Source organism: Escherichia sp. E14V7 (genome assembly GCF_004212225.1).
Lineage (GTDB): Bacteria > Pseudomonadota > Gammaproteobacteria > Enterobacterales > Enterobacteriaceae > Escherichia.
This window is the reverse complement of record NZ_RHJJ01000005.1, coordinates 1-20765: the sequence shown is the minus strand read 5'-3', so window position 1 is coordinate 20765 and position 20765 is coordinate 1. Positions and strand designations below refer to the sequence as shown.

General features: G+C 54.7%; 16 protein-coding genes. 7 read left to right on the top strand and 9 right to left on the bottom strand.

The window, feature by feature from the left end:
- Position 1: 1 nt before the first annotated feature.
- Entirely contained in the window at positions 2-1666 is a 1665-nt protein-coding gene (locus tag D9741_RS05985) for a bifunctional 3-(3-hydroxy-phenyl)propionate/3-hydroxycinnamic acid hydroxylase (protein ID WP_130215360.1), read from the bottom strand.
- 190 nt (positions 1667-1856) lie between these two features.
- On the opposite strand from D9741_RS05985, the gene D9741_RS05980 reads away from it, so the two are divergent.
- The 5 genes from D9741_RS05980 to lacA all read left to right on the top strand — a co-directional run bounded on the left by D9741_RS05980 (position 1857) and on the right by lacA (position 9028).
- Positions 1857-2690, top strand: a complete 834-nt coding sequence (locus D9741_RS05980) for a DNA-binding transcriptional regulator (RefSeq protein ID WP_240725551.1) — start codon at positions 1857-1859, stop codon at positions 2688-2690.
- A 76-nt stretch (positions 2691-2766) separates the two neighbouring features.
- Complete coding sequence (gene lacI / locus D9741_RS05975; protein ID WP_130215356.1) at positions 2767-3849, top strand: DNA-binding transcriptional repressor LacI; 1083 nt, start codon at positions 2767-2769, stop codon at positions 3847-3849.
- A gap of 122 nt (positions 3850-3971) precedes the next feature.
- Positions 3972-7046, top strand: a complete 3075-nt coding sequence (gene lacZ / locus D9741_RS05970; RefSeq protein WP_130215354.1) for a beta-galactosidase — start codon at positions 3972-3974, stop codon at positions 7044-7046.
- 51 nt (positions 7047-7097) lie between these two features.
- Entirely contained in the window at positions 7098-8351 is a 1254-nt protein-coding gene (gene lacY / locus D9741_RS05965) for a lactose permease (RefSeq protein WP_130215352.1), read from the top strand.
- Between the two features lie 65 nt (positions 8352-8416).
- Positions 8417-9028, top strand: coding sequence for a galactoside O-acetyltransferase (gene lacA / locus D9741_RS05960; protein ID WP_130215605.1), 612 nt, complete (start codon positions 8417-8419; stop codon positions 9026-9028).
- Between the two features lie 102 nt (positions 9029-9130).
- On the opposite strand, the gene cynX is transcribed toward lacA, so the two are convergent.
- From cynX to cynT, 3 genes are read right to left on the bottom strand one after another with little or no spacing between them, the layout of a single operon-like run.
- Positions 9131-10312: a cyanate transporter CynX gene (cynX, locus tag D9741_RS05955; protein WP_130215350.1), complete on the bottom strand. Its 1182-nt coding sequence runs from the start codon at positions 10310-10312 to the stop codon at positions 9131-9133.
- A 5-nt stretch (positions 10313-10317) separates the two neighbouring features.
- On the bottom strand, positions 10318-10788 hold the full coding sequence (gene cynS, locus D9741_RS05950; protein ID WP_130215348.1) for a cyanase: 471 nt from the start codon (positions 10786-10788) through the stop codon (positions 10318-10320).
- Between the two features lie 30 nt (positions 10789-10818).
- Positions 10819-11478: a carbonic anhydrase CynT gene (gene cynT / locus D9741_RS05945; protein ID WP_000658642.1), complete on the bottom strand. Its 660-nt coding sequence runs from the start codon at positions 11476-11478 to the stop codon at positions 10819-10821.
- A 109-nt stretch (positions 11479-11587) separates the two neighbouring features.
- On the opposite strand from cynT, the gene cynR reads away from it, so the two are divergent.
- The gene (gene cynR / locus D9741_RS05940; RefSeq protein WP_130215603.1) at positions 11588-12487 is read left to right on the top strand and encodes a transcriptional regulator CynR; all 900 of its coding nucleotides are present in this window, start codon (positions 11588-11590) and stop codon (positions 12485-12487) included.
- Positions 12488-12807: 320 nt separating this feature from the next.
- Here the strand turns inward: cynR and codA are convergent, their stop codons facing one another.
- From codA to prpC, 5 genes are all read right to left on the bottom strand, one after another.
- Positions 12808-14091 carry a cytosine/isoguanine deaminase gene (gene codA, locus D9741_RS05935; RefSeq protein ID WP_130215346.1) on the bottom strand — a complete coding sequence of 428 codons (1284 nt, stop codon included), beginning with the start codon at positions 14089-14091 and terminating at the stop codon, positions 12808-12810.
- The gene (gene codB / locus D9741_RS05930) at positions 14081-15340 is read right to left on the bottom strand and encodes a cytosine permease (RefSeq protein ID WP_000076233.1); all 1260 of its coding nucleotides are present in this window, start codon (positions 15338-15340) and stop codon (positions 14081-14083) included. Before codB ends, codA begins: the two co-directional genes overlap by 11 nt.
- Before the next feature lie 612 nt (positions 15341-15952).
- Positions 15953-17839, bottom strand: a complete 1887-nt coding sequence (gene prpE / locus D9741_RS05925; protein WP_130215344.1) for a propionate--CoA ligase — start codon at positions 17837-17839, stop codon at positions 15953-15955.
- 39 nt (positions 17840-17878) lie between these two features.
- Positions 17879-19330, bottom strand: coding sequence for a 2-methylcitrate dehydratase (gene prpD / locus D9741_RS05920; RefSeq protein ID WP_001275861.1), 1452 nt, complete (start codon positions 19328-19330; stop codon positions 17879-17881).
- A 33-nt stretch (positions 19331-19363) separates the two neighbouring features.
- Positions 19364-20533, bottom strand: a complete 1170-nt coding sequence (gene prpC, locus D9741_RS05915) for a 2-methylcitrate synthase (RefSeq protein ID WP_130215342.1) — start codon at positions 20531-20533, stop codon at positions 19364-19366.
- A 47-nt stretch (positions 20534-20580) separates the two neighbouring features.
- Between prpC and D9741_RS23465 the strand changes: the two genes are divergently transcribed.
- Positions 20581-20765, top strand: a 185-nt coding sequence (locus D9741_RS23465) for a hypothetical protein (RefSeq protein ID WP_205714101.1), incomplete at its 3' end; no start/stop codon positions are given.

The window sequence follows — 20765 nt, the reverse complement described above, 5'->3', positions numbered from 1 at the left end:
ATCAGGCTACCTTTTCGACAGAAACGTCGGCATCAGGGCGAGTCAGCGTCATCACCGACGCCAGTTTATTCAGCGTATTGCCCAGAGTTTGCGGAATGGCGGTGGCGGCAACAAAGCGATCCGGGCGCATCACCACCAGCGAAGCATTGTGTTGTGCGAACCAGCTACGCAGGCGACCTTGCGTATCGCCCACGCGTAGCACGCCGTCGTGGTTATCCTGTGCGGTATGTATTTGCACTTCCGGCACCACCTGAATGAAGCGTGTGCCCAACGCGCGCCACTGCTGGATTTGCTCGTCGCTCATCCCCCACAGTGGATTGCATCCCCAGCCAATTACCGCGAAGTTCGCGCCGATCGCGTTATCGAGCAGCGTCACGTCGCCGTTTTCCAGCGTGACTTTCGGCTGAATAAACATCTTGCCGACCGGAGAGTGCTTCGCTTCGCCCTCACGCACCAGCGCACCGCCGTAATATTGCGGCATCGGCTTGAAGCGCATTTCGAGGAAGTAGCGTTTTACTGGCGGCAGATAATTCAGTAGCCAGGAAACGCCATCACGTAACGTACCCTGCCAGCGTTTCGGCGGAGCCAGCACGTTGCCCGCCGTCACGGACAGGTCAATCATCGCTTTGGCGTGATCGCGACGTTCTTGTTGATAGGTATCGAGCAGCGCATCACGGGCTTTCCCCTGGATAACCAACGCCAGTTTCCAGGCGAGGTTAAAGGCGTCGCGCATACCGCTGTTATAGCCCTGCCCCTGCCACACCGGCATGATGTGCGCGGCATCGCCCGCCAGCAGTACGCGATCGATACGAAAACGTTGCGCCAGTCGCGCGTTGTGGGTGTAGACACGCTGGCGAACCAATTCAACATTGTCCGGATTAGGCAGCACTTTGCTTAACAGCTTGCGCATATTTTGCGGCTCACGCAGCTGTTCTTCGGTTTCTCCCGGCATCACCATAAATTCAAAGCGACGTACCGCATGAGGCAACGCGGCAGAAACATACGGGCGCACTGGATCGCAACACAAATAGATATGCGGCGTACTTAACGGATCGTTGGCGATATCTACCACAATCCACTGATTTGGCGCGGTTTTACCTTCAAACGGCACATTCAGGGTGCGGCGAACAAAACTTGCCCCACCATCACAGGCCACCAGCCACTGGGCTTTGACCGTTTCCCGCTGCCCTTCAGCCGTTTTCAGGTGCAAGGTCACTTCGTCATCTTGCTGGCTGAAGGCCTCCAGCTCGCGGGAAAACAAGCAGCGCACATTCGGAAAACGCGACAACCCTTCCAGCATCACCGCATCGACCTGCGGCTGAATAAAAGCGTTACGGCGCGGCCAGCCAAATTCATCGGTCATTGGCTGAATATCAGCAAAACAGCGGCCTTTTGGGGTGAGAAAACGCATCGCATGCCACGGCGTAGTGTGCGGCAGAACATTATCGACCAGGCCAACCGACTGCATGGTGCGCAGCGCCTCGTCATCAATACCAATCGCACGGGGGTAGTCGATCAACTTATCGAGTTTCTCCACCACCAGCACGTCAATGCCCATCTGGCCGAGATAGTTCGCCATCATCAGCCCGACCGGACCGGCACCAGCGATCGCCACCTGAACGTTATGGTTAACAGCAGGCTGGATGTCAGGGTGTTGTATTGCCATTTCAGTACCTCACGACTCGGACAAAATGCCGTTGCGCGCACAGTACGGCGCAACTTATTTTGTTAAAAACATGTAAATGATTTTTTATTGTTCGCTCAGTATAGGAAGGGTGTTTTCGGCTACAATCAAAACATGCCCGAATGTGCACCAGGTGCACAACGTTGTTTTAACTATAGAAATGTCAATTAATATGCAGAACGATGAGCAGGCGGAATACAAAACCGTGCGCGGATTAACCCGCGGTCTAATGTTATTAAATATGTTAAATAAACTTGACGGCGGTGCCAGCGTCGGGCTGCTGGCGGAACTCAGCGGTCTGCATCGCACCACTGTGCGGCGACTGCTGGAGACGTTACTGGAAGAGGGATATGTCCGGCGCAGTATCTCCGATGACAGTTTTCGTCTGACCATCAAAGTGCGGCAATTAAGCGAAGGGTTTCGTGACGAACAGTGGATTTCTGCACTGGCGGCCCCGCTGCTGGGCGAGCTGTTGCGCGAAGTGGTATGGCCGACAGATGTGTCCACGCTGGATGTTGATGCAATGGTGGTACGCGAAACCACTCACCGTTTCAGTCGATTATCCTTTCACCGGGCAATGGTCGGGCGGCGTTTACCGCTCCTGAAAACCGCCTCGGGCCTGACCTGGCTGGCCTTTTGCCCGGAACAAGAACGCAAGGAATTAATCGAAATGTTAGCCGCCCGCCCCGGTGATGACTATCAACTGGCACGGGAACCGTTAAAGCTGGAAGCCATTCTGGCGCGCGCGCGCAAAGAGGGGTACGGACAGAACTACCGCGGCTGGGATCAGGAGGAGAAGATCGCCTCTATCGCCGTACCGCTGCGCAGTGAACAACGGGTGATTGGCTGTCTGAATCTGGTGTATATGGCGAGCGCAATGACCATCGAACAGGCGGCAGAAAAACATCTTCCGGCGCTGCAACGGGTAGCAAAACAGATCGAAGAAGGGGTTGAATCGCAGGCTATTCTGGTGGCCGGACGGCGAAGTGGCGTGCATTTGCGTTAACGCCGCCGAATGGCGAAAAACCTTCCGTGGTATGGCATGATAGCATTCGGAAGAAAGTGAATTCAGGGTGGTGAATGTGAAACCAGTAACGCTATACGATGTCGCAGAGTATGCCGGAGTCTCTTATCAGACCGTTTCCCGCGTGGTGAATCAGGCCAGCCACGTTTCTGCGAAAACGCGGGAAAAAGTGGAAGCGGCAATGGCGGAGCTGAATTACATTCCCAACCGCGTGGCACAACAACTGGCGGGCAAACAGTCGTTGCTGATTGGCGTTGCCACCTCCAGTCTGGCCCTGCACGCGCCGTCACAAATTGTCGCGGCGATTAAATCCCGCGCTGACCAACTGGGTGCCAGCGTGGTGGTGTCGATGGTAGAACGAAGCGGCGTCGATGCCTGTAAAGCGGCGGTACACAACCTTCTCGCGCAACGCGTTAGCGGTCTGATCATCAACTATCCGCTGGATGAACAAGATGCCATTGCGGTGGAAGCCGCCTGTGGTAACGTGCCAGCGTTATTCCTTGATGTCTCCGACCAGGCCCCCATCAACAGTATTATTTTTTCCCATGAAGACGGTACGCGGCTTGGCGTGGAGCATTTGGTCGCATTAGGTCACCAGCAAATCGCGCTGTTAGCGGGCCCATTAAGTTCTGTCTCGGCGCGTCTGCGTCTGGCGGGCTGGCACAAATATCTCACACGCAATCAAATTCAGCCGATAGCAGAACGGGAAGGCGACTGGAGCGCCATGTCCGGTTTTCAACAAACCATGCAGATGCTGAATGAGGGGATCATTCCCACCGCGATGCTGGTTGCCAACGATCAGATGGCGTTGGGCGCAATGCGCGCCATTACCGAGTTCGGGCTGCGCGTCGGCGCGGATATCTCGGTAGTGGGATACGACGATACCGAAGACAGCTCATGTTATATCCCGCCGTTAACCACCATCAAACAGGATTTTCGTCTGCTGGGGAAAACCAGCGTAGACCGCTTGCTGCAACTTTCTCAGGGGCAGGCGGTGAAGGGAAATCAGCTACTGCCCGTCTCACTGGTGAAAAGAAAAACCACCCTGCCACCCAATACGCAAACCGCCTCTCCCCGCGCGTTGGCCGATTCATTAATGCAGCTGGCAAGGCAAATTTCCCGTCTGGAAAGCGGACAGTGAGCGCAACGCAATTAATGTGAGTCAGCTCACTCATTAGGCCCCCAAGGCTTTACACTCTATGCGTCAGGCTCGTATGTTGTGTGAAATTGTGAGCGGATAACAATTTCACACAGGATACAGCTATGACCATGATTACGGATTCACTGGCCGTCGTATTACAACGTCGTGACTGGGAAAACCCTGGCGTTACCCAACTTAATCGCCTTGCGGCACATCCCCCTTTCGCCAGCTGGCGTAATAGCGAAGAGGCCCGCACCGATCGCCCTTCCCGGCAGTTGCGCAGCCTGAATGGTGAGTGGCAATTTGCCTGGTTTCCGGCACCAGAAGCGGTGCCGGAAAGCTGGCTCGAGTGCGATCTTCCTGATGCCGATTGCGTATCAGTGCCATCAAACTGGCAGATGCACGGTTACGACGCGCCCATCTACACCAACGTGACCTATCCCATTGCGGTCAATCCGCCATTTGTTCCCACGGAGAATCCGACAGGCTGTTACTCGCTCACATTTAATGTTGATGAAAGCTGGCTACAGGAAGGCCAGACGCGAATTATTTTTGATGGCGTTAACTCGGCGTTTCATCTGTGGTGCAACGGTCGCTGGGTCGGTTACGGCCAGGACAGCCGTTTGCCGTCTGAATTTGACCTGAGCGCCTTTTTACACGCCGGAGAAAACCGCCTCGCCGTTATGGTGCTGCGCTGGAGTGACGGTAGTTATCTGGAAGATCAGGATATGTGGCGAATGAGCGGCATTTTCCGTGACGTCTCGTTGCTGCATAAACCGACCACACAAATCAGCGATTTCCATGTTGCCACTCGCTTTAATGATGATTTCAGCCGCGCTGTACTGGAGGCTGAAGTTCAGATGTGCGGCGAGTTGCGCGATGAGCTACGGGTGACGGTTTCTTTGTGGCAGGGTGAAACGCAGGTCGCCAGCGGCACCGCGCCTTTCGGCGGTGAAATTATCGATGAACGTGGTGGTTATGCCGATCGCGTCACCCTACGTCTGAACGTCGAAAACCCGGCGCTGTGGAGCGCCGAAATCCCGAATCTCTATCGTGCGGTGGTTGAACTGCACACCACCGACGGCAAGCTGATTGAAGCAGAAGCCTGCGATGTCGGTTTCCGCGAGGTGCGGATTGAAAATGGCCTGCTGCTGCTGAATGGCAAGCCGTTGCTGATTCGCGGCGTTAACCGTCACGAGCATCATCCTCTGCATGGTCAGGTCATGGATGAGCAGACGATGGTGCAGGATATCCTGCTGATGAAGCAGAACAACTTTAACGCCGTGCGCTGTTCGCATTATCCGAACCATCCGCTGTGGTACACGCTGTGCGACCGCTACGGCCTGTACGTGGTGGATGAAGCCAACATTGAAACCCACGGCATGGTGCCAATGAATCGTCTGACCGATGATCCGCGCTGGTTACCCGCGATGAGCGAACGCGTAACGCGAATGGTGCAGCGCGATCGTAATCACCCGAGTGTGATCATCTGGTCGCTGGGGAATGAATCAGGCCACGGCGCTAATCACGACGCACTCTATCGCTGGATTAAATCTGTCGATCCTTCCCGCCCGGTGCAGTATGAAGGCGGCGGAGCCGACACCACGGCAACCGATATTATTTGCCCGATGTACGCGCGCGTGGATGATGACCAGCCCTTCCCGGCTGTGCCGAAATGGTCCATCAAAAAATGGCTTTCGCAGCCTGGAGAAATGCGCCCACTGATCCTTTGCGAATACGCCCACGCGATGGGTAACAGTCTTGGCGGCTTCGCTAAATACTGGCAGGCGTTTCGTCAGTACCCCCGTTTACAGGGCGGCTTCGTCTGGGACTGGGTGGATCAGTCGCTGATTAAATATGATGAAAACGGTAATCCTTGGTCGGCTTACGGCGGTGATTTTGGCGATACGCCAAACGATCGCCAGTTCTGCATGAACGGTCTGGTCTTTGCCGACCGCACGCCGCATCCAGCGCTGACAGAAGCAAAACACCAGCAGCAGTTTTTCCAGTTCCGTTTATCCGGGCAAACCATCGAAGTGACCAGCGAATACCTGTTCCGTCATAGCGATAACGAGCTCCTGCACTGGATGGTGGCGCTGGATGGCAAGCCGCTGGCAAGCGGTGAAGTGCCTCTGGATGTCGCTCCACAAGGTAAACAGGTGATTGAACTGCCTGAACTACCGCAGCCGGAGAGCGCCGGGCAACTCTGGCTCACAGTACGCGTAGTACAACCGAACGCGACCGCATGGTCAGAAGCCGGACACATCAGCGCCTGGCAACAGTGGCGACTGGCGGTAAACCTCAGCGTGACACTCCCCTCCGCGCCCCACGCCATCCCGCAACTGACCACCAGCGAAACGGATTTTTGCATCGAGCTGGATAATAAGCGTTGGCAATTTAACCGCCAGTCAGGCTTTCTTTCACAGATGTGGATTGGCGATGAAAAACAACTGCTGACGCCGCTGCGCGATCAGTTCACCCGTGCACCGCTGGATAACGACATTGGCGTAAGTGAAGCGACCCGCATTGACCCTAACGCCTGGGTCGAACGCTGGAAGGCGGCGGGCCATTACCAGGCCGAAGCGGCGTTGTTGCAGTGCACGGCAGATACACTTGCCGACGCGGTGCTGATTACCACTGTCCACGCCTGGCAGCATCAGGGGAAAACCTTATTTATCAGCCGGAAAACCTACCGTATCGATGGACACGGTGAGATGGTCGTCAGTGTGGATGTTGAAGTAGCGAGCGATACACCTCATCCGGCGCGGATTGGCCTGACCTGCCAGCTGGCGCAGGTCGCAGGGCGGGTAAACTGGCTCGGATTAGGGCCGCAAGAAAACTATCCCGACCGCCTTACTGCGGCCTGTTTTGACCGCTGGGATCTGCCATTGTCAGACATGTATACCCCGTACGTCTTCCCGAGCGAAAACGGTCTGCGCTGCGGGACGCGCGAATTGAATTATGGCCCACACCAGTGGCGCGGCGACTTCCAGTTCAACATCAGCCGCTACAGCCAACAACAACTGATGGAAACCAGCCATCGCCATCTGCTGCACGCGGAAGAAGGCACATGGCTGAATATCGACGGTTTCCATATGGGGATTGGTGGCGACGACTCCTGGAGCCCGTCAGTGTCGGCAGAATTTCAACTGAGCGCAGGTCGCTATCATTACCAGTTGATCTGGTGCCAAAAATAATAATAACCGGGCAGGCTATGCCTGCCCGTATTTCGCGTAAGGAAATCCATTATGTTCTATTTAAAAAACACAAACTTTTGGATGTTCGGCTTATTCTTTTTCTTTTACTTTTTTATCATGGGAGCCTACTTCCCGTTTTTCCCGATTTGGCTACATGACATCAACCATATCAACAAAAGTGATACGGGTATTATTTTTGCCGCTATTTCTCTGTTCTCGCTATTATTCCAACCGCTGTTTGGTCTGCTTTCTGACAAACTCGGGCTGCGTAAATACCTGCTGTGGATTATTACCGGCATGTTAGTGATGTTTGCGCCGTTCTTTATTTTTATCTTCGGGCCACTGTTACAATACAACATTTTAGTAGGATCGATTGTTGGTGGTATTTATCTTGGCTTTTGTTTTAACGCCGGTGCGCCAGCAGTAGAGGCATTTATCGAGAAAGTCAGCCGTCGCAGTAATTTCGAATTTGGTCGCGCGCGGATGTTTGGCTGTGTTGGCTGGGCGCTGTGTGCCTCGATTGTCGGCATCATGTTCACCATCAATAACCAGTTTGTTTTCTGGCTGGGTTCTGGCTGTGCGCTCATCCTCGCCGTTTTGCTCTTTTTTGCCAGAACGGATGCCCCTTCTTCCGCCACGGTTGCCAATGCGGTAGGTGCCAACCATTCGGCTTTTAGCCTTAAGCTGGCGCTGGAATTGTTCAGACAGCCCAAACTGTGGTTTTTGTCGCTCTATGTTATTGGCGTTTCCTGTACCTACGATGTTTTTGACCAACAGTTTGCTAATTTCTTTACTTCGTTTTTTACCTCCAGTGAACAGGGTACGCGGGTATTTGGCTACGTAACGACAATGGGCGAATTACTTAACGCCTCGATTATGTTCTTTGCGCCGCTGATTATTAATCGCATCGGTGGGAAAAACGCCCTGCTGCTGGCTGGCACTATAATGTCTGTACGCATTATTGGCTCATCGTTCGCCACCTCAGCGCTGGAAGTGGTTATTCTGAAAACGCTGCATATGTTTGAAGTACCGTTCCTGCTGGTGGGCTGCTTTAAATATATTACCAGCCAGTTTGAAGTGCGTTTTTCAGCGACGATTTATCTGGTCTGTTTCTGCTTCTTTAAGCAACTGGCGATGATTTTTATGTCTGTACTGGCGGGCAATATGTATGAAAGCATCGGTTTCCAGGGCGCTTATCTGGTGCTGGGTCTGGTGGCACTGGGCTTCACCTTGATTTCCGTGTTCACACTTAGCGGCCCCGGCCCGCTTTCTCTGCTGCGTCGCCAGGTGAATGAAGTCGCTTAAGCAATTAATGTCGGATGCGGCGCGAGCGCCTTATCCGACCAACACATCAGGACGGAATGATCGAAATGAACATGCCAATGACCGAAAGAATAAAAGCAGGCAAGCTATTTACCGATATGTGCGAAGGCTTACCTGAAAAAAGACTTCGTGGGAAAACATTAATGTATGAGTTTAATCACTCGCATCCATCAGAAGTTGAAAAAAGGGAAAGCCTGATTAAAGAAATGTTTGCCACGGTAGGGGAAAACGCCTGGATAGAACCACCCGTCTATTTCTCTTACGGTTCCAACATCCATATAGGCCGCAATTTTTACGCAAATTTCAATTTAACCATTGTCGACGACTACACGGTAACGATCGGTGATAACGTACTGATTGCACCCAATGTTACTCTTTCCGTTACGGGACACCCGGTACACCATGAATTAAGAAAAAACGGTGAGATGTTCTCTTTTCCGATAACGATTGGCAATAACGTCTGGATCGGAAGTCATGTGGTTATTAATCCAGGCGTCACCATCGGGGATAATTCTGTTATTGGCGCGGGTAGTGTCGTCACAAAAGACATTCCACCAAACGTCGTGGCTGCTGGCGTTCCTTGTCGGGTTATTCGCGAAATAAACGACCGGGATAAGCAATATTATTTCAAAGATTACAAAGTTGAATCGTCAGTTTAAATTATAAAAATTGCCTGATGCGCTACGCTTATCAGGCCTACGAGTTCAGTGATCTACATTGGCCGCATCCGGCATGAACAAAGCGCAGGAACAAGCGTCGCATCATGCCTCTTTGACCCACAGCTGCGGAAAACGTGCTGGTGCAAAACGCAGGGTTATGATCATCAGCCCAACGACGCATAGCGCATGAAACGCCCAGTCCATTAGGTAATTGCCACTGATACTACGCAGCACGCCAGAAAACCAGGGGGCAAGCCCGGCAATGACAAAACCAATCCCCTGCATAAACGCCACTAACTTGCCAGCAATAGTCGGTTGCGGAGAGTGGTCGAGCGCCAGCAGCAAACAGAGCGGAAACGCGCCGCCCAGACCTAAACCACACACCATCGCCCACAAGACCGGCAATTGCAGCGGCAGCCAGATAAAGCCGCAGAAACCCACCAGTTGTAACGCCAGCGCCAACAGCAAAAGTTTGCGCCGATCCTGATGGCGAGCCATAGCAGGCATCAGTAACGCCCCTGTGGCTTGCCCAAGCGTCATCAATGCCAGCAAGGAACCGCTGTACTGCGCGCTGGCACCAATCTCAATATAGAAAGCGGGTAACCAGGCAATCAGGCTAGCGTAACCACCGTTAATCAGACCGAAGTAAAGGCCCAGCGTCCACGCGCGGGGAGTGAATACCACGCGAACCGGAGTGGTTGTTGTCCTGTGGGAAGAGGCGGTCTGGCGGGCGTTTTGCCACCACCAGGCGAAGAACGCAACAACGGCAGGCAGCGCCCACCAGGCGAGTGTTTGATACCAGGTTTCGCTATGTTGAACTAACCAGGGCGTCACGGCGGCGCCAAGTCCCCCACCTCCCATTAGTGCTGCGGACCACAGCCCCATCACCAGTGGCGTTCGCTGCTGAAACCGCCGTTTAATCACCGAAGGCATCACCGCCTGAATGATGCCGATCCCCACCCCACCAAGCAGTGCGCTGCTAAGCAGCAGCGCACTTTGGGGGTAAAGCTCACGCATCAATGCACCGACGGCAATCAGCAACAAACTGATGGCGACGCTGCGACGTTCACTGACATGCTGATGAAGCCAGCTTCCGGCCAGTGCCAGCCCGCCCATGGTGACCACCGGCAGAGCGGTCAACAGGGCAGCCACGCTAAAGCTCATTCCGCTCGCCTGGCGCAATTGCGGTAGCAGTGGCCCGACGGAGGTGAGCAGTGGTCGCATATTAAGACCAATCAGCACCAGAACCAGCAGCATCGTGAACGTCTTTTGATGGTTGCGCATGGCTGTCAGAACGGTTTGGTCGGCAGATATTTACCATCTAAGGTGATGACCGCACGTTCGCCACCTTCCGGGTCCGCCACTTTCTTAACGTCGAGTTTGAAGTTAATCGCGCTGATAATGCCATCGCCAAACTTCTCATGAACCAACGCTTTCAGGGTTGTGCCGTACACCTGCAACATTTCATAGAAACGATACATCGTTGGGTCGGTTGGAATACGGTCATCAATGCAGCCACGCAGTGGCACAGTTTGTAATAACAGAATGGCGTCTTCGTCGAGATCCAGTTTCGCCCCGACCAGGCGGGCGGCGTCGGCAGGAAGCGCCTGCTGCCCCAGCAAAGCCGCGGTTACAAAGGCTTCTGCCAGACCGGTGCCGTTGGCAATCTCGGCAAATGAGAGATCTTTTTTAGCTTTGCTGAGCAAAATGGCATCGGCAAGATCAAGACGAATATTGCGGTTAATTTGCGACTGAATCATGGTGGATCTCCTGATGGTTTAAAAATAAGGTTACGCTGCGGTCGGCTGGCGTAGCGGTATGGCACAAACGCGAGGATTCGCTGCCAGTGGCACAAACTGGCGGGTTGCGCCGTCAAAAGCTGCGATGCTGCCGCTTTCAATGTCGTAGACCCAGCCGTGCAGGGCGATCCGCCCCTCTTCGAGCGCCAGGCGCACCGATGGATGAGTTTGCAAATTAGCCAACTGAGCAATGACGTTTTCACGTACCATCGCCGCAGCTTTTGACGGTAAATCGGGATGCGGGCGCGCCTCATTAACGACGCGGGCTGAATCGGCATAACGCAGCCAGTGGGAGACGGCAGGCATATGGTCCATGCACTGACAGCTGGCAATGGCAGTCATCGCCCCACAGTTGGAATGACCACAAATCACAATGTCAGAGACCCGAAGCGCAGCGACGGCATACTCCACCGAAGCAGAAACGCCACCGGGTTCCGGCCCGTAGGAAGGGACGATATTGCCTGCGTTGCGAATAACGAACAGATCGCCAGGCTCACGTTGCGTCACCAGCTCAGGGACCAGACGGCTATCAGAGCATGAGATAAAAAGGGTGCGCGGGCTTTGCTGTGTCGCCAGCTGTTTAAACAAGGCTTCCCGCTTCGGAAATGCCTCGCGCTGGAATTTAAGGAATCCATCAATAATCTCTTTCACCGTTAACCTCTGTCTGTCTCTGGAATGAGAGGCAGACTACTCGCCGATTGTCATAAGGTAAAAGACTCATTTATGATGAGTTCTATTGGATTTACTTATAGGTTGGCGAATGCTCTCTCGACATATCAATTACTTTCTTGCCGTGGCTGAACATGGCAGCTTCACCCGTGCAGCCAGTGCGTTGCACGTCTCCCAGCCTGCGCTTTCCCAGCAGATTCGCCAGTTAGAGGAAAGTTTGGGCGTGCCGCTGTTTGACCGTAGCGGGCGAACGATTCGTCTCACTGATGCGGGGGAAGTCTGGCGACAGTACGCCAGCCGGGCGTTACAGGAACTGGGGGCGGGTAAACGGGCGATTCATGATGTTGCCGATCTGACGCGAGGATCGCTGCGTATCGCCGTCACCCCCACCTTTACGAGCTACTTTATCGGCCCCTTAATGGCGGATTTCTATGCGCGCTACCCCGGCATCACGCTCCAGCTACAGGAAATGTCGCAGGAGAAAATCGAAGATATGCTTTGCCGCGACGAGCTGGACGTTGGGATTGCCTTCGAGCCTGTGCATTCGCCGGAGCTGGAGGCAATTCCTTTACTGACAGAAAGTTTAGCGTTGGTGGTGGCGAAACATCATCCGCTGGCTGACCAGGAACAGGTGGCATTGCGTCGCTTGCATGATGAAAAACTGGTCCTGCTCAGCGCGGAATTTGCCACCAGAGAGCAAATTGACCACTACTGCGAGAAAGCGGGGCTGCATCCACAGGTGGTGATAGAGGCGAACTCAATTAGCGCGGTTCTGGAGCTGATTCGCCGCGCTTCCCTTTCCACATTGTTACCAGCAGCGATTGCCACACAACATGATGGGCTTAAAGCGATTTCTCTTGCCCCGCCACTACTGGAGAGAACGGCGGTTTTGTTGCGGCGGAAAAATAGCTGGCAGACAGCCGCCGCGAAGGCATTTTTGCACATGGCGTTGGAAGAATGTGCGGATGTTGGCGGGAATGAATCACGGTAGCCACTGACACAGGTCAGCGGCTGGAATTGCCTGATGCGCTACGCTTATCAGGCCTACGAGTTCAGTGCAAGGCGTTCACGCCGCATCCGGCATAAACTACAGCTGGCAGACAGCCGCCGCGAAGGCATTTTTGCACATGGCATTGGAAGAATGCGCGGATGTTGGCGGGAATGAATCGCGGTAGCCGCTGACACAGATCAGCGGCTGGAATTGCCTGATGCGCTACGCTTATCAGGCCTACGAGTTCAGTGCTCTACGTAGGCCGGATAAGGCGTTCACGCCGCATCCGGCATAAACTACGCTCGCTGTAACCCAGCCGATCAACGTTTGTAATCGATGGCTTCTGGCTGCTCCAGATACACCGTTGTTTGTGCCGGTTGTGTGCTGGCAATCACTTTACCGCCACGTACCGAATAACGTACCGGAACCTGACGGCGCAGCGCATCAAATCCATTTTCAGCCGGCAGGATAATCAGGTTGGCGCTGTTTCCGGCGGCAATGCCGTAATCCTGCAAATTCAACGTCCTGGCGCTGTGGTGGGTGATTAAATTCAGGCCATCGTTAATCTGCCCATAGCCCATCAGCTGGCAAACATGCAGCCCCATATGCAGCACTTGCAGCATATTCGCCGTTCCCAGCGGATACCACGGATCGAAGACATCATCGTGACCAAAGCAGACGTTAATGCCAGACTCCAGCATCTCTTTAACGCGCGTGATGCCGCGACGTTTTGGATACGTATCGAAACGTCCTTGCAGATGAATATTGACCAGCGGGTTGGCGACAATGTTAATACCGGACATTTTCAGCAAGCGGAACAGGCGTGAGGTATACGCCCCATTATAGGAGTGCATTGCCGTGGTGTGGCTGGCGGTGACTCGCGCGCCCATGCCTTCACGGTGCGCCAGGGCAGCAACGGTTTCGACAAAGCGTGACTGTTCATCATCGATCTCATCACAGTGAACGTCGATGAGACGGTCGTATTTTTGCGCCAGGGCGAAGGTTTTATGCAGCGACTCCACGCCGTATTCACGGGTAAATTCAAAATGCGGAATCGCCCCCACTACGTCCGCCCCTAAGCGTAACGCCTCTTCCAGTAACGCTTCACCGTTGGGATACGACAAAATCCCTTCCTGCGGGAAGGCGACGATTTGTAGATCAATCCACGGCGCGACTTCCTGCTTCACTTCCAGCATTGCTTTCAGCGCAGTCAGCGTTGCATCCGAAACATCGACATGGGTACGCACATGCTGAATGCCGTTGGCAATCTGCCATTTCAGCGTTTGCCAGGCGCGTTGTTTCACATCGTCATGGGTTAATAACGCTTTGCGCTCGGCCCAGCGTTCAATGCCTTCAAACAGCGTGCCGGACTGATTCCAGTTCGGTTGCCCGGCGGTTTGCGTGGTGTCCAGGTGAATATGCGGCTCCACAAACGGCGGTAAAACTAAACCTTGTTCGGCATCCAGGCTGTTTTCAGTTATGGGCATCACACCGGATTGCGCGTCAATAGCGCTGATTTTTCCGTCCTGCAGATGAATCTGCCACAGCCCCTCTTTGCCGGGTAACCGGGCGTTACTAATTGTTTGTAAAGCGTTATTCGACACTGTTAGCCTCCACATGCGTCATTGCAGCTGTCGTTTTACGATTCAAAATCGGGTTAAGGATCAGATAGCTCAGCGCGCCACCTAATACCGCGTTGACCGGAACAATACCCGGTAACCAGTGGCCTGCGGCAATCCCCAGCGCGACCGCCAGAATCGCCACCCAATTGACACTCATCATACGCGTGGTCGCAAAGTGCTCATAGCGGCGACGGTTCATCAGATAGTCGGCGATGATCACGCCGCCCACCGGAGGAATAGCTGCCGAAAGGAAGGTCAGCCAGCCGACAAAATTGTTATACAGCCATAGTGCGCAGACCGTACCGATAATACCGTTAATCACCGAAAGGGTTTTGCTCGACATACCGGTAATGTTGGCGAAACCTAAACCCGACGCATAGAGCGCGTTATCGTTGGTGGTCCAGATATTCAGCCCCAGCACCACAATCGCAGGCAGCAGCAGGCCCTGAGCAATCATCACATCAGAGATATCCGCCATCCCCAGTGCCGCAGCGCCCGCTGCACCGAAAATAAACATCAACGAGTTGCCGAGGAAAAAGGCCACCATCGCCACCAGCACCGCCAGTTTGGCATTGCGACCAAACCGGACAAAGTCAGCGGTGAGCGTACCCGCGCTGATAAATGACCCCACAACCAGCGCCAGTGCGACATTGAAATCTAACGGTTGTGCGGGGACGACCGCTTTTAATGCGTCCAGGCCGCCCATGCCGTTAACGGCCAGCCACACGGAATAACCGCCAAGGCAGGCGATAGCCGGAACCGCAATCACCGAAAGAACCGTCAGCGCCGAAATGCCAAAGAAGACGGTGACGGTCATCAGTAAACCGGAGACGGCAATCAGCAAATTAATATCCAGCCCGGTTGCCTTGCCCACCGGAATGGCAAACATCGCCACGCCAACGCCAAACCAGCCAACCTGGGTGCCTCCCAGCAGCAGTGAAGGCAGCCATGAGCCTTTAACACCAAACGAGAAACGAGCAAGAAGATGAGTGGTCAGGCCGGTTTTTGCGCCAATGTAACCAAGAAATGAAGTGTAAATACCGAGGAGAAGATTACCGATGAGAACTGCGAGGAAGAAATCATGATAGCTAAGACCGGTTCCGAGAGTGCCGCCGGTCCACATACTGGCGGAAAAGAAGGTTAATCCCAGCATGACGAACGTCAATGCCAATACCCCTTTCCGCGCCGACTGCGGGACTGGCCCCTGGCTAAAGTTGTTATCTTGCGACACGAAATTCCCCCTTTTTGCTGTTTGAAACCCAAAAAATCCGCCGCATTCTATTCATCTGAAGATAAAAAGCAATCGTTTTCGTGGGGAAATATATTTTTTATATGAATGAGTGCAAAAAGGTGAGGGAAAAATTATCGGTGTAAAAACAGTGGGTAGGCATAATAAGACGCGGTAAGCGTCGCATCAGGCATCGGCGCATGGTGTCGGATGCGGCGCGAGCGCCTTATCCGACCTACGGTTCAGACCTGTAGGCATGATAAGACGCGCCTGCGTCGCATCTGGCGTCTGCGCACGGTGTCGGATGCGGCGCGAGCGCCTTATCCGACCTACGGTTCAGACCTGTAGGCATGATAAGACGCGTCTGCGTCGCATCAGGCATCGGCGCACGGTGTCGGATGCGCCGCGAGCGCCTTATCCGACCTACGGTTCAGGCCTGTAGGCATGATAAGACGCGCCAACGTCGCATCAGGCATCTGCGCACGGTGTCGGATGCGGCGCAAGCGCCTTATCCGACCTACGGTTCAGACCTGTAGGCATGATAAGACGCGTCTGCGTCGCATCAGGCATCGGCGCACGGTGTCGGATGCGCCGCGAGCCTTATCCGACAATACCTTACTCTTCCATCGCCTGGCGGATTTGATCCAACGACGAAGGATCATCAATGGTCGTCAGATCCCCTGGATCGCGTCCTTCACAAATCGCCTGGATCGTGCGGCGCAGCATTTTTCCGGATCGCGTTTTTGGCAATTGCGAGACAAACCAGACGTGCGCCGGGCGGCCAAAGTTGCCAATCTGGCTATCCACCAGCGCCATAATCGCCTTCTCTTGCGAGTGCGCCACCTCACGATCTTCCAGACTGTCGCTCTCTTTCGGAATGACAAACGCCACCGCCACCTGCCCTTTCAGCGCATCTTTCACCCCAACTACCGCCACTTCGGCAACGCCCGGATGACTGGAGATACTCTCTTCAATCTCGCGCGTCCCCAGCCGATGTCCGGCAACGTTAATCACATCGTCAGTGCGCCCGAGAATAAAGTGATAACCGTCAGCATCGCGGATGCCCCAGTCAAAGGTGGCGTACACCGGACGGGAAAACAGCGACCAGTAAGTCTTCACAAAGCGGTCGTCGTCGCCCCAGATAGTCTGAATACACCCCGGCGGCAATGGCCCTTCCACCACCAGCATCCCTTTCTCATTGACGCCACACGGTTCGCCGGTGACTTCATTGAGCAACTGCACGTTATAGCCATACATCGGCACGCCGGGGCTTCCCAGACGCGTCGGCCTGTCGTCCAGACCGCGAGCAATCGCCATAATCGGCCAGCCGGATTCGGTCTGCCAGTAGTTGTCGATGACCGGCACATCCAGCGTATTGCTCACCCAACTGGCGGTCGGCTCGTCCAGCGGTTCTCCAGCCAGATAGAGCACTTCCAGCGACGAGAGATCGTGTTTGCGAATTTCAGCGGTAGGGAATTTTTTCAGCACGCGAATGGCGGTCGGCGCTGAGAACATCCGGCTAACCTGATATTTCTCGACGATTTTCCACCACACGCCGCAGTCCGGCCAGGTCGGTAATCCTTCGTAAACGATAGTCGCCATCCCCGCCAGCAGCGGCGCGTAGACGATATACGAATGCCCCACCACCCAGCCGATATCCGAAGCACAAAAGAACACACCGCCCGCTTTGCCGCCAAAAATGGTGTCCATCGAGGTCGCCAGCGCCACCGCATATCCGCCGACGTCACGCTGCACGCCTTTAGGTTTGCCGGTGGTGCCGGAGGTGTAGAGAATGCAGGAGGTTTCGTTGGATTCCAGCCACGCCACCGGCACCCGCGCGCCGATGTGTTGATGGCGCAACGACGCGAAATCGACATCCCGCCCGCTAACGCGCGCCATTTTCGCCAGCCCGCGATCCACCAGCAAAACGTGGCGCGGCTGGTGCTGCGCCTGACTTATCGCATCGTCGAGCAATTTTTTATAGGGAATGATTTTGCCACCGCGCGCTCCGGCATCTGCCGAGACAATCAGCACCGGTTTAGCGTCATCAATTCGCGCCGCCACGCTGTGCGAGGCAAAACCACCAAATACCACCGAATGAATAGCGCCAATGCGCGCGCAGGCCAGCAGGATAATATGCGCTTCGGCAATCATCGGCATATACACCAGCACCCGATCGCCACGCTGCACGCCCAGTGAGCGCAGCATTGACGCCACCGCGTTCACTTCGTCATGCAGCTGGCGAAAGGTAAAGGTGCGCTCTTCTTCTGTTTCCGAAGAGACGGCAATCAGCGCCAGCGCCTCTGGCTGTTTCTCCAGCCAGCGGTCGATGGCGTTGTGGCACAAGTTGGTTCGGCCTTCACAAAACCAACGGGCAAACGGCGGATTGCTGTGATCGAGCGTTTGCGTAAAGGGCGTCTGCCAGTCAATACGCCGGGCCTGCTCGGCCCAGAACTGCTCCGGTTCGTTAATCGAACGCTGATAAAATTCGCTAAAAGACATAATGCTCTCCTGTTGAACTTACGCCTTACCGCTGTTTGCTTAAATGACGTACAGGTCGAGATACTCATTGACCGGCATCTGTTCCAGGCGAGTTCTGTCGAGAGAAACCTCCAGAATGCGCTGCTGTTGGCGAGTCGGGAACTGGCGCGCGAGATTGATTTTGAATTTATCGACCAGTTTCGGAATACCATCCTGACGGCGGCGAGCATGACCAATTGGGTACTCCACCACCACTTCTTCAAATCGTGTGCCGTCGGTGAACTCAAGGGTAATGGCATTGGCGATGGCGCGTTTTTCCGGGTCGTGGTAGTCAGCGGTAAATGCCGGATCTTCAAAGCAATTGATCTTCTCGCGCAGGGCGTCAATGCGTTTATCTTGCGCAACGTTGTCCTCGTAATCTGCCGCCGTTAAGCGCCCGAATAGCAGCGGGATCGCCACCATGTACTGAATGCAGTGATCGCGGTCTGCCGGGTTATTGAGCGGCCCTTTTTTGTCGATGATGCGAATACAGGCTTCGTGGGTGCGAATGGTCACTTTTTCGATATCCGCCGCCGTTTTGCCTGCTGCCTGCATCTGTTCATAGAGCGTCATCGCTGCTTCAACGGCCGTCTGGGAGTGGAACTCCGCCGGGAAGGAGATTTTGAACAGCACATTTTCCATCACGTAAGAACCGTACGGACGCTGGAAGCGGAACGACTCACCTTTAAAGGAGACGTCGTAGAAACCCCACACTGGCGCAGTCAGGGCTGACGGGTAACCCATTTCGCCCGTTTTCGCCATCAGTGCCAGACGTACCGCGCGGGAAGTGGCATCGCCCGCCGCCCAGGATTTACGCGTGCCGGTGTTCGGCGCATGGCGATAAGTGCGCAGCGACTGACCGTCCACCCACGCCAGCGAAACAGCGTTGAGAATTTCCTCGCGGGTCAGGCCGAGCATTTCGGCGACCACGGCGGTGGAAGCCACTTTCACTAACAGAACGTGGTCGAGACCGACGCGGTTAAAGGAGTTTTCCAGCGCGATGCAGCCCTGAATTTCATGGGCTTTGATCATTGCGGTCAGCACCTGTTTCATGGTCAACGGCGCTTTGCCGCTGGCGACCGCATTGCGCGAAAGCCAGTCCGCCGTTGCCAGAATGCCACCGAGGTTGTCGGAAGGATGGCCCCACTCCGCCGCCAGCCAGGTATCGTTGAAATCGAGCCAGCGGATCATCGCGCCGATGTTAAATGCCGCCTGGACGGGGTCGAGCTGGAACTGAGTTCCGGGGACGCGCACGCCGTTGGGTACGACGGTGCCGGGGACAATTGGCCCCAACAGTTTTTTACAGGCCGGGTATTCGAGAGCTTCCAGACCGCAGCCGAGCGTGTCGAGCAGGCAGTAATGGGCGGTGTCGTAGGCTACTTTGGAGCTGATTTCGTAGTTCATCACGTAATCGACGATATCAACGATTTCACGGTCGAATTCCGGGCGAATGTTGTTGATTTGAGCTGACATTGGGTACGTTTCCTTATTGTTATTCGTAGAGGTTTACTGGCGCTTATCCAGCGCGACAAACTGGCGGTCTTCCGGTCCAACGTAATTGGCGGAAGGACGGATAATTTTGTTGTCCTGACGTTGTTCAATAATGTGCGCCGCCCAGCCGGTGACGCGGGCGATAACAAACAGTGGTGTGAACATCTCGGTGGGAACGCCCATCATGTTGTAGGAAACAGCGGAGAACCAGTCGAGATTGGGGAACATCTTTTTGCTCTCCCACATCACCGTTTCCAGGCGATCGGCGATGTTGTACATCTTCAGCGAGCCGCCTTCCTGCGAGAGCTGCTTCGCCACGTGTTTGATCACCTGATGACGCGGGTCGGCGATGGTATAAACCGGATGACCAAAACCAATGACCACTTCTTTGTTTTCCACCCGCTTGCGGATATCGACTTCGGCTTCGTCCGGCGTTTCGTAGCGTTGCTGGATCTCCAGCGACACTTCATTCGCCCCGCCGTGTTTTGGCCCGCGCAGTGCGCCAATCGCGCCAATAATCGCGGAATACATGTCAGAGCCAGTGCCCGCAATCACCCGGCTGGTAAAGGTGGAGGCGTTAAACTCGTGTTCGGCATACAGCACCAGCGAAATATGCATCGCCTTTTCCCAGCTTTGCGACGGCTTTTCGCCGTGCAGCAGATGCAGGAAGTGACCGCCGATGGAGTCGTCATCGGTTTCCGGCTGGATGCGTTCGCCGTTGTGGCTGTAGTGATACCAGTAGAGAAGAATCGAGCTAAGCGACGCCAGCAGTTTGTCGGCAATATCCCGCGCGCCGGAGACGGTATGCCCCTCTTTTTCCGGCAGTGTGCAGCCGAGCGCGGAAACCCCGGTGCGCATAACATCCATCGGGTGCGACGCCGCCGGTAAGGCTTCCAGCACGGTACGCACGTTAGCCGGTAAGCCACGCAGGGCTTTCAGTTTCGTTTTGTAAGCGGCGAGTTCGTCACGGGTCGGCAGTTTGCCGTGGATCAGCAGGTGCGCCACTTCTTCAAATTCGCAATGTTCCGCCAGATCAAGAATATCGTAGCCACGGTAATGCAAGTCATTGCCGCTTTTACCCACGGTGCAGAGCGCCGTATTGCCCGCCGGAACGCCGGAAAGTGCCACAGATTTTTTCGGTTTAATGACATGGGTACTGTTTTGCAGGATCGTTGTGTCGCTCATGTTGTCCTCGTCATTGTTATCATTTGTAGGGTCGGGATTGTTGTCGGATGCGACGCCATGCGTCTTATCCGACCTACAGTTCAGTTCACCTCGTAGGCCTGATAAGTCGCGTCAGCGGCGCATCAGGCATCGGTTGTCGGATGCGACGCCATGCGTCTTATCCGACCTACAGTTCAGTACACCCCGTAGGCCTGATAAGTCGCGTCAGCGGCGCATCAGGCATCGGTTGTCG